Origin of the sequence: Micromonospora sp. NBRC 110009 (genome assembly GCF_030518795.1) — a bacterium.
Classification (GTDB): domain Bacteria; phylum Actinomycetota; class Actinomycetes; order Mycobacteriales; family Micromonosporaceae; genus Micromonospora.
Genome location: NZ_CP130427.1, coordinates 107475 through 121698, shown reverse-complemented (window position 1 = coordinate 121698; position 14224 = coordinate 107475). Strand labels below are relative to the sequence as shown.

The following is a 14224-nucleotide window of genomic DNA, read 5'->3' as shown; positions in this document are numbered from 1 at the left end:
CATCGGACTGCTACCCGCGGGGGGAGGGGTTGAACCGGGCGTGCGCCGGCCCGCCCCGCGTACCCCTGGAAACGCCGACCGCCGCGCCCCGGTGCGGGGCGCGGCGGTAGGTGACGCCGATGGCGGGCGGAGCCGCCGCGGGGCTCAGGAGCCCGGGGTGCCGGCGCGCTTGGCCGTCGCCTTGAGGTAGTCCCGGTTGAGCCGGCCGATGGTGTTCAGCGGGATGCCCTTCGGGCAGGCCGCGGCGCACTCACCGATGTTGGTGCAGCCGCCGAAGCCGGCCTCGTCGTGCGCGTCCACCATGCCGATCACCCGGGTGTAGCGCTCGGGCTGGCCCTGCGGCAGCAGCGAGAGCTGGTTGATCTTGGCGGCGGTGAACAGCATGCCGGAGCCGTTCGGGCAGGCCGCCACGCAGGCGCCGCAGCCGATGCAGGCGGCCGACTCGAAGGCGGCGTCCGCGTCGGCCTTGGCCACCGGCGTGGAGTGGGCCTCGGGGGCGCTGCCGGTCGGCGCGGTGACGTACCCGCCGGCGGCGATGATCTGGTCGAAGGCGTTGCGGTTGACCACCAGGTCCTTGACGACCGGGAAGGCCCGGGCGCGCCACGGCTCGATGTCGATCGTGTCGCCGTCGGAGAACTGCCGCATGTGCAGCTGGCAGGCGGTGGTGCCGCGCTGCGGGCCGTGCGCCTCACCGTTGATCATGAGGCTGCACATGCCGCAGATGCCCTCGCGGCAGTCGTGGTCGAACGCGACCGGCTCCTCGCCGTCGAGGATCAGCCGCTCGTTGAGCACGTCGAGCATCTCCAGGAAGGACATGTCCGGGGACACGTCCTGCACCGGGTAGGTCACCATCTGACCCTTGTCCTCGGGGCCCGTCTGGCGCCAGATGCGCAGGGTCAGGTTCACTTGTAGCTCCGCTGCGTGGGGTGGACGTATTCGAAGGTCAGGTCTTCCTTGTGCAGCACGGGCTGGCCGTCGCTGGTGTACTCCCAGGCCGCTACGTAGGAGAACCGGTCGTCGTCGCGCTGCGCCTCACCGTCGGGGGTCTGGTGCTCGGCCCGGAAGTGGCCGCCGCAGGACTCTTCGCGGTGCAGGGCGTCGATGCACATGAGCTCGGCCAGCTCGAAGAAGTCGGCCACCCGGCCGGCCTTCTCCAGCGACTGGTTGAGCCCCTCGCCGTCGCCCGGGACGCGGACCCGCTGCCAGAACTCGTCGCGCAGGGTGCGGATCTCGTCGATCGCCTTGCGCAGCCCGGCCTCGGAGCGCTCCATGCCGCAGTGCTCCCACATGATCTGGCCCAGCTCCCGGTGGAACGAGTCCACCGTGCGGTCGCCGTTGATCGCCAGCAGCCGCTGGAGCCGCTCCTCGACCTCGGTCCGCGCCGCCACCGCCTCGGGGTGGCTGGCGTCGACCTTCTCCAGCGGGCCGGAGGCCAGGTAGTTCGCCAGAGTGTTCGGCAGCACGAAGTAGCCGTCGGCCAGGCCCTGCATCAGCGCCGAGGCGCCGAGGCGGTTCGCGCCGTGGTCGGAGAAGTTCGCCTCGCCGATCACGAACAGGCCCGGGATGCTCGACTGGAGGTCGTAGTCGACCCAGAGGCCACCCATCGTGTAGTGCACGGCGGGGTAGATCCGCATCGGGACCTGGTACGGGTCCTCCCCGGTGATCCGCTCGTACATCTCGAAGAGGTTGCCGTACTTGGCCTCGATGGCCTTGCGGCCGAGCCGGTTGATCGCGTCGGCGAAGTCGAGGTAGACGCCGAGCCCGCCCGGGCCGACACCGCGGCCCTCGTCGCAGACGTTCTTCGCGGCGCGGGAGGCGATGTCCCGGGGGACCAGGTTGCCGAAGGAGGGGTAGATCCGCTCCAGGTAGTAGTCCCGCTCGTCCTCGGGGATGTCCTTCGGGCCGCGGGTGTCGCCCTTGGCCTTGGGCACCCAGACCCGGCCGTCGTTGCGCAGCGACTCGCTCATCAGGGTCAGCTTCGACTGGTGGTCGCCGGAGACCGGGATGCAGGTCGGGTGGATCTGCGTGTAGCAGGGGTTCGCGAAGTACGCGCCCTTGCGGTGCGCCCGCCAGGAGGCGGTGACGTTGCAGCCCTTGGCGTTGGTGGAGAGGTAGAAGACGTTGCCGTAGCCGCCGGAGGCGAGCACCACCGCGTCGGCCATCTCGGTGCTGATCTCACCGGTGACCAGGTCCCGCACCACGATGCCGCGGGCCCGGCCGTCGACGATGACCAGCTCGAGCATCTCGTGGCGGGCGTTCATCTCCACGTTGCCCAGGCCGATCTGCCGCTCCAGCGCCTGGTACGCGCCGAGCAGCAGCTGCTGGCCCGTCTGGCCCCGGGCGTAGAAGGTGCGCTGTACCTGCGCGCCGCCGAAGGAGCGGGTGTCGAGCAGGCCGCCGTACTCGCGGGCGAACGGGACGCCCTGGGCGACGCACTGGTCGATGATGTTGACCGAGACCTCGGCCAGCCGGTGCACGTTCGACTCGCGGGAGCGGAAGTCCCCGCCCTTGACGGTGTCGTAGAAGAGCCGGTGCACCGAGTCACCGTCGTTGCGGTAGTTCTTGGCGGCGTTGATGCCGCCCTGGGCGGCGATCGAGTGCGCCCGGCGCGGGCTGTCCTGGTAGCAGTAGGACTTGACGTGGTAGCCCTGCTCGGCGAGGGTCGCCGCGGCCGACCCGCCGGCCAGGCCGGTGCCCACCACGATGACGGTCAGCTTCCGGCGGTTGGCCGGGTTGACCAGCTTCATCTCGAACCGGTGGCGGTCCCACCGGGTCTCGATGGGGCCATCCGGAGCCTTGGTGTCGGCGATCGGGTCGCCTTCGGTGTAGAGATCCATGTCAGGCCACCAATCCGGTGAGTACGGCGAACGGGACCACCAGGTAGCCGGCGCAGAGCACGACGGCGAAGACCAGCGCGGCGGTGCGGGCCCGCTGCTCGCCCTTCGGGGTCTGCTGGCCGAGGCTGCGGAACGCGCTGAAGGCGCCGTGGCGCAGGTGGAAGCCGAGCGTGACGATCGCCAGGACGTAGAAGAGGGTGACGTACCACCGCTCCGGGGCGAAGTCGGCCACCACGTTGCCGTAGGGGTTGCTCGCGTCGCCCTGCGGGTTCAGGTGACCGGTGGTCAGGTCCAGGATGTGGTAGATCACGAAGAGCAGGATGATCACCCCACCCCAGCGCATCGTGCGGGCCGCGTAGTTCACGTGGATCTTCTTGCGGTGCGCGTACCGCACCGGGCGAGCGGCCCGGGCGCGCACGGCCAGGACGGTGGCCGAGGCGATGTGCGCCAGCACGGCGACGGTGAGGACCGTGCGCTGGATCCACAGGTACCAGGTCGACGGCAGCAGCGGCGTCCCGATCTCGCGCAGCCAGTGCGCGTAGTGGTCGAACGAGGTCTCGCCCGTGAAGATCTTGAGGTTGCCGAGCATGTGCGCGACCAGGAACAGCACCAGGATGATGCCCGTCACCGCCATGACGGCCTTGAGACCGATGTTCGAGCGGATGGGCGACCGAGTTTTCGTGATTACCACACGCCCGACGCTAGGAGCAGTTCGATCAGGCGTCCAATGCATCGACTTCGCAGTCTTGATAGCCATAAGCTATGTAGATGCAGCTGCATCAGCTCCGGTACTTCGTCGCGGTCGCAGAAGTACGACATTTCACCCAAGCTGCCGATCTGGTGGGCATCACCCAGCCCTCCCTGAGTAAGCAAATTCACGCCCTGGAGACCGACCTGGGGGCCCCGTTGTTCGAGCGGGTAAGGGGCAACATCGCCCTCACCGCGGCGGGCGAGGTGCTGCTGCCGCTGGCCAAGCGGATCCTCGCCGACGTGGAAACCGCCACCCGCGAGGTGCAGGAGCTGGTCGGGCTGCGCCGGGGCCGGGTCCGGCTCGGCGCCACTCCCAGCCTGGCCACCGCGCTCGCGCCTCCGGTGCTGCGCCGGTTCCGCGACGCCCACCCCACCGTCGACCTGCGGGTGGAGGAGGGCGGCTCCCAGGACCTGGTCCGCGACCTGCTCCGCGGCGACCTCGACCTGGCGCTGATCATCATGCCGTCGGCCGGGACGGACCCCGGCCTGCGCGCCGACCCGATCCTGCGGGAGAGCCTGGTGGTCGCCTCGGTGGACCCGCTGCCGGCCGCCTCCGCCACCGGCCAGGTGCGCATCACCGACCTGCGCGACCAGCCCCTGGTGATGTTCCGCCAGGGCTACGACCTGCGCGACGCCACCCTGCAGGCGTGCCGCGACGCCGGCTTCGAGCCGACCCTGTCGGTGGACGGCGGGGAGCTGGACGCCGTGCTCAGCTTCGTCGAGGCCGGGCTCGGCGCGGCCCTGGTGCCCGGCATCGCGGTGGCCCGCCGGGCCGGCATCCGGGTCACCCGGCTCGCCCCGCCCGGCGTACGCCGGACCATCGCGGTGGCCCGCCGCCGGGACGTCGTCCCGACCCACGCCGGCCGCGAGCTGCGCCGCATCCTCCTGGAGTACGTGCACGACGCCACCGCCGCCGACCAGCTCCCGGCCGGCGTGGAGCCGCTGTAGGTCAGCCGGCGAGGGCTGGGGGCACCGGAGCGCCCAGCTGCCGGAGCAGGGCGGCGACCTTCCGGTCCAGCTCGACGCCGACCTTCGTGATGCGGTCGTCGCCGAAGGAGGCGAAGAGCAGGCTGGGCTGGTCGATGCTGAACTGGGTGCTGCCGCCGGAGCGGCTGGAGATGACCGGACGCAGCGGCGCGTACAGGAACGCGTCCGGGTCGTACCGGTACATCTCCTCGATGATCACGTGGTTGCCCATCAGGTACGCGGCACACGGTCCGGGATCGCCGGCCAGGCTCATCAGCGGTTCGACGTCGCTGCCCCAGTAGCGCAGGAAGCCGTGCGGCGCCGAACGATCCATCAGGGCGACCATCTCCGACCAGTCCGCCCCGCGCCGCACGAGCGCGCCGAACGTCTTCGGGTCGTACTCGGGCACCGCCGCTTCGTACCGTTGCCGGAACTCGTCGAACGGCATCTCGGCGGTGACGCGGAGCCGCCGCGCCGCGTAGCTGACCTCGGACGTCGGCCCTGCCGCCATGCGTACCCACCCCACCGCTCGTCGGAGGCTCGTGGGGTGCGGGTACCCGGCAGGCGGCCGGGTATGTCGCGGCGAACGGCCGGGTCAGCGGCCCTCGGCGTCGTCCATCGCCCGGTAGATCCGCTGCTCGGAGACCGGGTACGGGGTGCCGAGCGCCTGGGCGAAGACGTTCACCCGCAGCTCCTCGATCATCCAGCGGACCTGCCGGACCGCCGCCGACTGCCGCTTCGCCTCAGGCAGCGCGGCCAGCATGTCCTGGTACTCCCGCTGCACCACGGCGATCCGGTCCTGCTGCTGCTTGTCCCGCTGCGGGTTGCCGGGCAGCCGGTCCAGCCGCCGCTCGATCGCGGTCAGATAGCGCAGCAGGTCGGGCAGGCGGGCGTGGCCGGCCTCGGTGATGAAGCCCTTGTGCACCAGGCCGTCGAGCTGGCTGCGGATGTCGGCCAGGGCCGCCACCACCGCGAGGTTCTTCGTGGCGCCGAGCCGCTGCTCCACCGCGTACCCGGCGGCCAGCACCTGGCGGACCCGGTTCATCACCTCGACCACGGTGTCGATCAGGTCGGCGCGGACCTTGTCGCGCAGCGCGGCGAACCCCTCGGCGTCCCAGGCCGGGCCGCCCGCGTCCGCCATCAGCTTGTCGATCGCGGCGCCGGCCGCGTCCTCGATCAGCGCCTGCACCCCGCCGTGCGGGTTGCGGCTGAGCGCCAGCTTGGCCTCGTTGCTCAGCCGCCCCTGGAGGAACTTCGCCGGGGACGGCACGGTCAGCCGGAGCAGCCGGCGGGTGCCCGCCCAGTGCGCGGCCTCCTGCTCGGCCGGGGAGTCGAACACCTTCACCCCGACGGTGGCGCCCTCATCGACCAGGGCCGGGTACGCGGTCACCGCGTACCCGGCGCGGACCTGCTCGATGGTCCGCGGCAGGGTGCCGATGCTCCACTCACGGAGGCCCGTCCGGGCGACGTCCGGGGCGGCGGCCGCGACCACCTGGCGTACCTCCTGGCGGAGCTGGCGTTGCAGGGCCGGCAGGTCCTTGCCCTCGGCGACCGGCTTCTCGTCCTCACCGAGCACCCGGAAGCTGACCCGCAGGTGCGGCGGCAGCTTCGCCGGGTCCCAGGCCTCCGGCGGGACGGTCACCCCGGTCATCCGGCGCAGCTGCCGGGTGAGCGCGCCGAGCAGCGGCTCCTCCCCGGGCGTGATCGCCGCGAGGGCCGCCCGGGCGAAGTCGGGCACCGGGACGAAGTTGCGCCGGATCGCCTTGGGCAGCGACCGGATCAGCGCGATCACCAGCTCCTCGCGCAGGCCCGGCACCTGCCAGTCGAAGCTCTCGGCCGGCACCTGGTTGAGCAGCGGCAGCGGGATGTCCACGGTGACGCCGTCGGTCGGGGTCCCCGGGTCGAAGGTGTAGGTCAGCGGGAGGGCCACCCCGTCCGCCCGCCACTCGTCCGGGTAGTCGGCCTCGTCCACCCCGCCGCGACCGGAGTTGATCAGCAGCTCGCGGGTGAAGGTGAGCAGGTCCGGCCGCTCCCGCCGGGTCTTCTTCCACCAGGTGTCGAAGTGCCGGCCGGAGACCACGTCGGCGGGGATCCGCTCGTCGTAGAAGTGGTAGATCGTCTCGTCGTCGACCAGGATGTCGCGCCGCCGGGCCCGGTTCTCCAGCTCCTCCACCTCGGCCAGCAGCCGCTGGTTGTCCCGCCAGAACTGGTGGTGGGTCTGCCAGTCGCCCTCCACCAGGGCGTGCCGGATGAACAGCTCGCGGCTCAGGCCCGCGTCGATCCGCCCGAAATTGACCTTGCGGGAGGTGACGATCGGGATGCCGTACAGGGTGACCTTCTCGTAGGCCATCACGGCGGCCTGCTTCTTCTCCCAGTGCGGCTCGCTGTAGCTGCGCTTGACCAGGTGCTGCGCCAGCGGCTCCACCCACTCGGGTTCGACCCGGCCGGCCACCCGGCCCCAGAGCCGGGAGGTCTCCACCAGCTCGGCGGCCATCACCCAGCGCGGCGGCTTCTTGAACAGCGCCGACCCGGGGAAGATGCCGAACTTCGCCCCACGCGCCCCCAGGTACTCGTGCTTCTGCGCGTCCTTGAGCCCGAGGTGCGAGAGCAGGCCGGGCAGCAGGGACTGGTGCACCTTCGGGGTGTCGATCTCCTCCGGCAGGTCCGCGCCGCCGCCACGTCGGCCGTCACCCTTGTCCGAGCTTCGCAGCACCTGGCGCAGCTGGCTGACGATGTCCTGCCACTCGCGGACCCGCAGGTAGTTGAGGTACTCCGCCTTGCACATCCGGCGAAAGGCGCTGGAGGACAGCGCCCGCTGCTGTTCGCGCAGGTAGCGCCAGAGGTTGAGGTAGGCGACGAAGTCCGACTCCCGGTCGGCGAACCGGGCGTGCGCCTGGTCGGCCTGGGCCTGCCGGTCGGCGGGCCGCTCGCGCGGGTCCTGGATGGAGAGCGCGGCGGCGATCACGACCACCTCGGTGGCGCAGCCGTTGCGCTCGCCCTCGAGGACCATCCGGGCCAGCCGGGGGTCGACCGGGAGCTGGGCGAGCCGCCGGCCGAGCGGGGTGAGCCGCTTCGCCGGGTCGCTCTCGGCGGGGTTCAGCGCGCCCAGCTCGTGCAGCAGGTTGACGCCGTCGGTGACGTTGCGCCGGTCCGGCGGGTCGATGAACGGGAAGGCGGCGATGTCGCCGAGCCCGATCGAGGTCATCTGGAGGATGACCGAGGCGAGGTTGGTCCGCAGGATCTCCGGGTCGGTGAACTCGGGCCGGGACTCGAAGTCCGGCTCGTCGTAGAGGCGGATGCAGATGCCGTCCGAGGTCCGGCCGCAGCGGCCCTTGCGCTGGTTGGCCGACGCCTGCGAGACCGGCTCGATCGGCAGCCGCTGCACCTTGAGCCGGCTGGAGTAGCGGGAGATCCGGGCCGTCCCCGGGTCCACCACGTACTTGATGCCGGGGACGGTCAGCGAGGTCTCCGCGACGTTGGTGGCCAGCACCACCCGCCGTCCGCTGTGCGGGGCGAAGACCCGGTGCTGCTCGGCGCTGGAGAGCCGGGCGTACAGCGGGAGGATCTCGGTGCCCAGCAGGGAGCGCTTCTTCTGCACCAGCTTGCCGAGCGCCTCGGCGGTGTCCCGGATCTCCCGCTCGCCGCTGAGGAAGACCAGGATGTCGCCGGGCCCCTCGGCGGCCAGCTCCTCGACCGCGTCGCCGATGGCCTGGATCTGGTCGCGGACGTTCTCCTCGTCCCCGTCGTCCTCCTCCTCGGCCTCGATCACCTCGACCAGCGGCCGGTAGCGCACCTCCACCGGATAGGTCCGGCCGGACACCTCGACGATCGGCGCCGGGTTGCCCTCGGCGTCGGCGAAGTGCCGGGCGAACCGGTCGGTCTCGATGGTCGCCGAGGTGATGACCACCTTGAGGTCGGGACGGCGGGGGAGGAGCTGCTTGAGGTAGCCGAGGATGAAGTCGATGTTGAGGCTGCGCTCGTGCGCCTCGTCGATGATCAGTGTGTCGTACTGGCGCAGCATCCGGTCGGTCTGCAACTCGGCCAGCAGGATGCCGTCGGTCATCAGCTTGACCAGGCTGTTCTCGCCGACCTGATCGGTGAAGCGGACCTTGTAGCCGACCACGTCGCCCAGCTCGGTGCCGAGCTCCTCGGCGATCCGGTCCGCCACCGTGCGCGCCGCGAGCCGCCGGGGCTGGGTGTGCCCGATCAGGCCGGTGATCCCGCGGCCCAGCTCCAGGCAGATCTTGGGCAGCTGGGTGGTCTTGCCGGAGCCGGTCTCGCCGGCCACGATCACCACCTGGTGGTCGCGGATCGCGGCGGCGATGTCGTCCTTGCGCTCGCTGACCGGCAGCTGCGCCGGGTACGTGATCGTCGGCACGGCGGCCTGCCGGCTCGCCAGCCGCGCCTCGGCCCGGGCCACCTCCGTGGCGATCTCGGCCAGCGCCGCGTCGCGCCGTTGCGGGTCGCGCAACCTCCGGACCCCGTCCAGCCGCCGCTCCAGCCGGCGCTGGTCGCGGAACATCAGGGGAGAGAGGCGGCGGTGCAGGTCGCGGGCGGTCTCGGGGGCGGCGGGTACGGCTGGATTCTGCATGTCGTCGCCAAGGATAGGCAGCCCACGGCCCGGCCGCTCCCGGGTTACCGCCCAGCGGCCGGGCTCAGCCGGCCGGCGGGTGGCACCGGCCGGTCGGTGAGGGCCGGCTTCGCCTCGTCGGGGCGGCGCAGCGAGCGGATCCGGCGGTGGAACATGGGGAGCGCCGACAGCGCCAGGCCGGCTGCGCCGACCGCCACCCCGACCCGGCTGCCGAGGGTCTGCCCGAGCACCCCGCCGAGCGCGCTGCCCACCGGCAGCACGCCGAAGGTGAGCAGCCGGTATCCGCCGTTGCTGCGGGCGAGGTTGCCGCGGGGATCACGACCTGCCGCAGCGTCACCGACAGGACGTTGGCGACGCCGAGCCCGAAGCCGCTGATCAGCTGGACCAGCGCGAGGGTGGCGGCCAGGGCCGATCCGGTACCGGGCAGGAGAGCGATCAGCAGCGGGGTGCCGGTGGAGAGCGTCAGCGCACCGCCGAAGGTCCGGCCGTAGCCGAGCCGGCCGGCGAGCTGGAGGGAGGCGAGGGTGCCCAGGAACGCCCCGGCGCCCGCCGCGCTCAGCGCCAGGCCGAACAGGCCCGGGCCCAGTCCCCGGTCCGTGACGGCGTAGACGACCAGGTTGACCACGAGGATCTGGGCGGCGCCGTTGTAGATCGCGGCGTGCGCGGTCAGCGCCCGCAGCCAGGGGTTGACCGCGATGGCCCGGAGCCCGGCCAGGATCGAGGTCTTCTCGTCGCTTCGGGGCGGGACGGGCTCGGGCCGTCGGGCGCCGGCCACCCCGGCGGCGCTGGCCAGGTAGCTCACGGCGTCCAGGGCGAGGGCCGTGGCCGGGCCGAGCAGTTGGTGCCAGCCCGCCGGCCAGCCCGGGCCCGCCCACCTGCGCGGCCGTCGTGGAGCCCCGGGTGGCCCGGTTCGCCGCGCCGAGGTCCGCCTCGGCGACCAGCGACGGCACGTAGGCGAAGCTCCCGATCTCGAAGACCAAGCTGGCCGCGCCCATGGTGAGGGCGACCGCCACCAGCAGCGGCACGGAGAGAGCCCCGCCGACCTGGGCGACCGGCACCGCGGTCAGCACGGCGGCGCGCACCAGATCGGCGACCACCAGGATCCGCCGCCGGCGGCGGTGTTCCAGCCAGTGTCCGACCAGCAGGGGCAGCAACAGGTTCGGCAGGAAGCCGGCGGTGGCGACCGCCGCCGGGTTGGCCTTGGTGCGGTTTTGTCGTACCGGTGGTGTTGGGTCGGATTGTGCCTCGCCGTCGCGATCCCGCCGTGCCCCGGGTGGTGCATCGCACTGCCCGGGTGGCGTTGCGGGTGACAATGGGGCAGCGGCGGCGGTGTTTCGGGTTGCTGCGCTCGGCCGGTGATGTGTGGGCGTGCCTGCTGGAGATCAACACGTGGCGGCGGCGCCGCCAGGCTGCGCCGTTGGTGAGCTATCAGGAGTTGTGTCGGGAGCTGGCGGCATCCGGGCCGGGCACCTTCGGTGAGCTGGACACGACGGGCGCTCGGTCGGTGTTACGGCGGTTCTCCGACGCCTGGTTCGCCGCGGCGAAACGCCGCAAGGACGGCGAGCTGTCGGCCAGGTTCCCGCGCCGGCGGCGTCGGTTGATGCCGGTGCGCTGGTATCACGGCACGTTCAGCCTCGACGGGCGCCGGGTCCGAATCCCGGTGGCGAAGGGTGCGTCGCCGTTGTGGGTGCGTCTGGCGCGGGAGGTGCCGTATCCGGTCGAACAGGTCCGCTCGATCACCCTGCTGTGCGAGGGTGGTCGGCTGTTCCTGGACGTGACCGCCGAAGTCCCGGTCGCGTCCTACCCGCCCGGTGAGGAGCCGGCCCCGGACCTGGTGGCCGGAGTTGATCTCGGGATCATTCACCCGTACGCCGTGGCCGGCCCGGGCGGTGGAGGCCTGCTGGTGTCTGGGCGGGCGATCCGCGCGGAGCATCGCGTGCACCTGGCCGACACGAAGGCGCGCCGCCGTGCGATGGCGGGGCGGGCGCCGAAGCCGGGGCAGCAGGGGTCTCGGCGGTGGCGCAAGTACCGCCGCCGAGCCCGCATGGTGGAGGGCCGGCACCGCCGCAGGGTCCGGCAGGCCCAGCACGAAGCCGCCCGCCAGGTTGTCTCCTGGGCGGTGGCGCAGCGGGTCGGTGTGCTGCACGTCGGGGACCCGCGCGGGGTGCTCGGCATCGATGCGGGGCGGCGGCACAACCTGCGGCTGCGGCAGTGGCAGATCGGCCGTCTCCTACAGGTCCTCAACGACAAGGCTGTTCTGGCCGGCATCACCGTCCACCTCGTCGACGAACGTGGCACGTCCTCCACCTGCCCCGCCTGCCGGCGGCGGGTACCGAAACCGCCCGGCCGGACACTGTCCTGCCCGCACTGCGCCTTTTCCGGGCACCGCGACCTGGTCGCGGCGGCCATCATCGCCACCCGTAGCCCGGGCGGCGGACCCACCACCCCCACACCACCTGTCGTGGTGCCGGAGGTGGTCACGCACCGTCGAGCCGGACGACACCTCCCCGGTGCCGGCCAGTCCCGACGTGACCCCCGCCGCCCAACCCAGGCGACGCGAGGATCAGTTGGCCCGCGGAGGCCCGCCCCACCACCCGGTGGGGAGTCGCTCGCCCACGGCGAGGATCCACAACCTGCACCGGACACCCGGTGAACCTTCGTGGACACCGCACTAGAGTTTTCGCCGACCGGGTCGACGACGGACGGGATGATCATGCGGGACACCGACCGGGCGCTGGTGCAGGCCGCCACCGCTGTCGCGAAGCTGCGCTGCCGCAGCGAGAACCACACCGTCGCCGCCGCCGCGCGAACCACCGACGGCCGGGTCTTCACCGGCGTGAACGTCTACCACTTCACCGGGGGCCCGTGCGCCGAGGTGGTGGCGATCGGCGCCGCCGCCACCCAGGGCGCCGGCGACCTGGAGACCATCGTCGCGGTCGGCGACCGGGGCCGGGGCGTCATCCCGCCGTGCGGCCGGTGCCGGCAGGTACTCCTCGACTACTTCCCGTCGATCAAGGTGATCGTCGGGCCGCCGGACGGGCTGCGCGCGGTCCCGGTGACGGATCTGCTGCCCGAGACCTACGTCTGGTCGGATCACCAGGTGGAACTGCCCACGGCGCCGCGCACCGGGGTGTGGCCGATGCCGGTGGTGCCGGGCAGCCGTCAGGCCGCGGAGGACTAGTCCCAACGCCGTTCAGTTAGGCGTGGGCGGGGCTGGTCAAGGGGTGTGTTGATCAGGAAGTGAGAGGCGGGGTTCCGGTATCAAGGTTTGTCACTCCAAGACAACCCGAACCAGGAACCCCGCTCGGTGGATCAGATTGCCATAACACGGACGGTCACGGTAGCTGCCGGACCGTTCGCGGCGGGTCATCTCGGTGAGTTGACCCGCCTCGTGCCGTTCGAGATGGTCGATGAGGTGCTGGCCACCACCCGGCGTACGCAGCGACGGGTCCGTCTGTTGCCGGCCCGGGTGGTGGTGTACCTGCTGCTGGCCGGCTGTCTGTTCGCCGACCTCGGCTACCGGCAGGTGTGGGCGAAACTCGTCGCCGGCCTGCGCGGGCTGCCGATACCGGACCCCAGCGGCAGCGCGTTACGCCAGGCCCGGCAACGACTCGGCTCAGCACCACTGCGGGCCTTGTTCGACCTGCTACGAGGCCCAGCGGCCACCGGTGCCGTCGCCACCGTGTGGTGGCGGGGCCTGCTGCCGGTCGTCATCGACGGCACCGTGATCGCCGTAGCGGACTCGACGGCCAACCTGCGCCGCTACGTCAAACACCGGTGTAACAACGGCGGCTCCGGCTACCCGACACTGCGGCTGAGCGCCCTGTTGGCCTGCGGCACCCGATCGGTCATCGACGCCGTGTTCGACCCGAGCACCACCGGCGAGACGGTCCAGGCACGGCAGCTCGCCCGCAGCCTACGCGCCGGGATGCTGCTACTGGCCGACCGCAACTACGCCGCCGCCGACCTGATCGCCACATTCACCGCGACCGGAGCGGACCTGCTGATCCGCTGCAAGACCGGCCGCGGGCTCCCGCTGATCCGCCGCTACCGCGACGGTTCCTGGCTGTCGGTCATCGGCGGCCAGCACGTCCGCGTGATCGAGGCCCGGATCAGCATCACCACCACCGCCGGCCACCACACCGGCGACTACCGGCTCATCACCACTCTGCTCGACCCGCGTCGCTACCCAGCCGCCGACCTCGTCGCCCTCTACCACCAGCGATGGGAGATCGAGACCGCCTACCTGGAACTCAAGTCCACCATCCTCGGCGGCCGGGTCCTGCGTGCCCGCACCCCCGACGGCGTCGACCAGGAGATCCACGCCCTGCTAATCGTCTACCAGGTGCTGCGGACCGCCATGGTCGACGCCACCGACAGCCGGCCCGGCCTCGACCCGGACCGGGCCAGTTTCACCACCGCCCTCAACGCCGCCCGCGACCAGGTCGTCCACGCCGCCGGCGTCATCGCCGATACCGTCATCGACCTGGTCGGTGTCATCGGCGAACGTGTCCTGGCCGACCTGCTGCCCGAACGTCGCATCCGCACCAAGACCCGCATGATCAAACGCTCGAACTCCAAGTACCAGGCCCGCGGACCGAACATCGATCGCCGCACCTACAAGGCCACCACCAGCATCGACGTCATCACCAACGAACCTTGACCAACCAACCACCGCCCTAACTGAACGGCGTTGGGACTAGTCCCCGGCGGCCATCTCCAGCATGGAGGTGGGCACCGGGACCTGCTCGAAGCGGAGCACACCCTCCGGCACCAGCCAGCTCATCACCCGGGCGACCAGTTGCCCGGAACTCACCGCGGGGTCGTTGGCGTAGAGCTCGCGGGCCATCTGCGGATCCACCGAGAGCACGGCGAAGCCCCGGATCCGCTCGTCGTCGCCGCCGAGGAACGGGCCGGCGGCCAGGACCGCCCCCTGCTCCACCAACCCCGCCTGGTGGGCCAGGTGCGCGTGCTGCAACCGGTCGGCCGCGTCCCGGGGCAGCTCGGGCGGGTCGTCCGGTCGGACCAGGAGGACCACGGTGTGCTGGTCGAATCGCATGGTGCCAGCGTAGGGGGGGTG

At 71.7% G+C, this 14224-nt stretch carries 11 protein-coding genes; 4 read left to right on the top strand and 7 right to left on the bottom strand.

Translation table 11 applies throughout. The features are described from left to right. Positions 1-144: 144 nt before the first annotated feature. The 3 genes from Q2K19_RS00625 to Q2K19_RS00615 are packed head-to-tail and all read right to left on the bottom strand — an operon-like array spanning position 145 to position 3471. Positions 145-906 (bottom strand): succinate dehydrogenase/fumarate reductase iron-sulfur subunit, encoded by a 762-nt coding sequence (locus Q2K19_RS00625; protein ID WP_302766673.1) that lies wholly within the window; start codon positions 904-906, stop codon positions 145-147. Beyond that, positions 903-2837 (bottom strand): fumarate reductase/succinate dehydrogenase flavoprotein subunit, encoded by a 1935-nt coding sequence (locus tag Q2K19_RS00620; RefSeq protein ID WP_302766672.1) that lies wholly within the window; start codon positions 2835-2837, stop codon positions 903-905. Before Q2K19_RS00620 ends, Q2K19_RS00625 begins: the two co-directional genes overlap by 4 nt. A 1-nt stretch (position 2838) precedes the next feature. Beyond that, positions 2839-3471 carry a succinate dehydrogenase cytochrome b subunit gene (locus tag Q2K19_RS00615; protein ID WP_302766671.1) on the bottom strand — a complete coding sequence of 211 codons (633 nt, stop codon included), beginning with the start codon at positions 3469-3471 and terminating at the stop codon, positions 2839-2841. 134 nt (positions 3472-3605) lie between these two features. Between Q2K19_RS00615 and Q2K19_RS00610 the strand changes: the two genes are divergently transcribed. After that, the gene (locus tag Q2K19_RS00610) at positions 3606-4535 is read left to right on the top strand and encodes a LysR family transcriptional regulator (RefSeq protein WP_302766670.1); all 930 of its coding nucleotides are present in this window, start codon (positions 3606-3608) and stop codon (positions 4533-4535) included. A gap of 1 nt (position 4536) precedes the next feature. On the opposite strand, the gene Q2K19_RS00605 is transcribed toward Q2K19_RS00610, so the two are convergent. From Q2K19_RS00605 to Q2K19_RS00595, 3 genes are all read right to left on the bottom strand, one after another. Beyond that, positions 4537-5064, bottom strand: a complete 528-nt coding sequence (locus Q2K19_RS00605; RefSeq protein WP_302766667.1) for a hypothetical protein — start codon at positions 5062-5064, stop codon at positions 4537-4539. 84 nt (positions 5065-5148) lie between these two features. Then, positions 5149-9144, bottom strand: a complete 3996-nt coding sequence (gene hrpA, locus Q2K19_RS00600) for an ATP-dependent RNA helicase HrpA (RefSeq protein ID WP_302766665.1) — start codon at positions 9142-9144, stop codon at positions 5149-5151. A 64-nt stretch (positions 9145-9208) separates the two neighbouring features. Next, positions 9209-9946, bottom strand: a complete 738-nt coding sequence (locus tag Q2K19_RS00595) for an MFS transporter (protein ID WP_302766664.1) — start codon at positions 9944-9946, stop codon at positions 9209-9211. A gap of 471 nt (positions 9947-10417) precedes the next feature. Between Q2K19_RS00595 and Q2K19_RS00590 the strand changes: the two genes are divergently transcribed. The 3 genes from Q2K19_RS00590 (at position 10418) to Q2K19_RS00580 (ending at position 13807) form a co-directional block, all read left to right on the top strand. Further along, the gene (locus Q2K19_RS00590) at positions 10418-11797 is read left to right on the top strand and encodes an RNA-guided endonuclease InsQ/TnpB family protein (protein WP_302766662.1); all 1380 of its coding nucleotides are present in this window, start codon (positions 10418-10420) and stop codon (positions 11795-11797) included. Between the two features lie 6 nt (positions 11798-11803). Further along, on the top strand, positions 11804-12325 hold the full coding sequence (locus tag Q2K19_RS00585) for a cytidine deaminase family protein (RefSeq protein WP_302766660.1): 522 nt from the start codon (positions 11804-11806) through the stop codon (positions 12323-12325). A gap of 198 nt (positions 12326-12523) precedes the next feature. Beyond that, a complete protein-coding gene (locus tag Q2K19_RS00580; RefSeq protein ID WP_302765883.1) occupies positions 12524-13807 on the top strand; it encodes an IS4 family transposase in 1284 nt (427 codons plus the stop codon). A 36-nt stretch (positions 13808-13843) separates the two neighbouring features. On the opposite strand, the gene Q2K19_RS00575 is transcribed toward Q2K19_RS00580, so the two are convergent. Next, on the bottom strand, positions 13844-14203 hold the full coding sequence (locus Q2K19_RS00575) for a YciI family protein (RefSeq protein WP_302766657.1): 360 nt from the start codon (positions 14201-14203) through the stop codon (positions 13844-13846). Positions 14204-14224 lie beyond the last annotated feature (21 nt).

Excerpts from the sequence above, each read along its gene's own strand:
- Q2K19_RS00615 (WP_302766671.1), bottom strand. The coding sequence starts at position 3,471 with ATGGCGGTGACGGGCATCATCCTGGTGCTGTTCCTGGTCGCGCACATG.
- Q2K19_RS00620 (WP_302766672.1), bottom strand. The coding sequence starts at position 2,837 with ATGGATCTCTACACCGAAGGCGACCCGATCGCCGACACCAAGGCTCCG.
- hrpA (WP_302766665.1), bottom strand. The coding sequence starts at position 9,144 with ATGCAGAATCCAGCCGTACCCGCCGCCCCCGAGACCGCCCGCGACCTG.
- Q2K19_RS00605 (WP_302766667.1), bottom strand. The coding sequence starts at position 5,064 with ATGGCGGCAGGGCCGACGTCCGAGGTCAGCTACGCGGCGCGGCGGCTC.
- Q2K19_RS00575 (WP_302766657.1), bottom strand. The coding sequence starts at position 14,203 with ATGCGATTCGACCAGCACACCGTGGTCCTCCTGGTCCGACCGGACGAC.
- Q2K19_RS00610 (WP_302766670.1), top strand. The coding sequence starts at position 3,606 with ATGCAGCTGCATCAGCTCCGGTACTTCGTCGCGGTCGCAGAAGTACGA.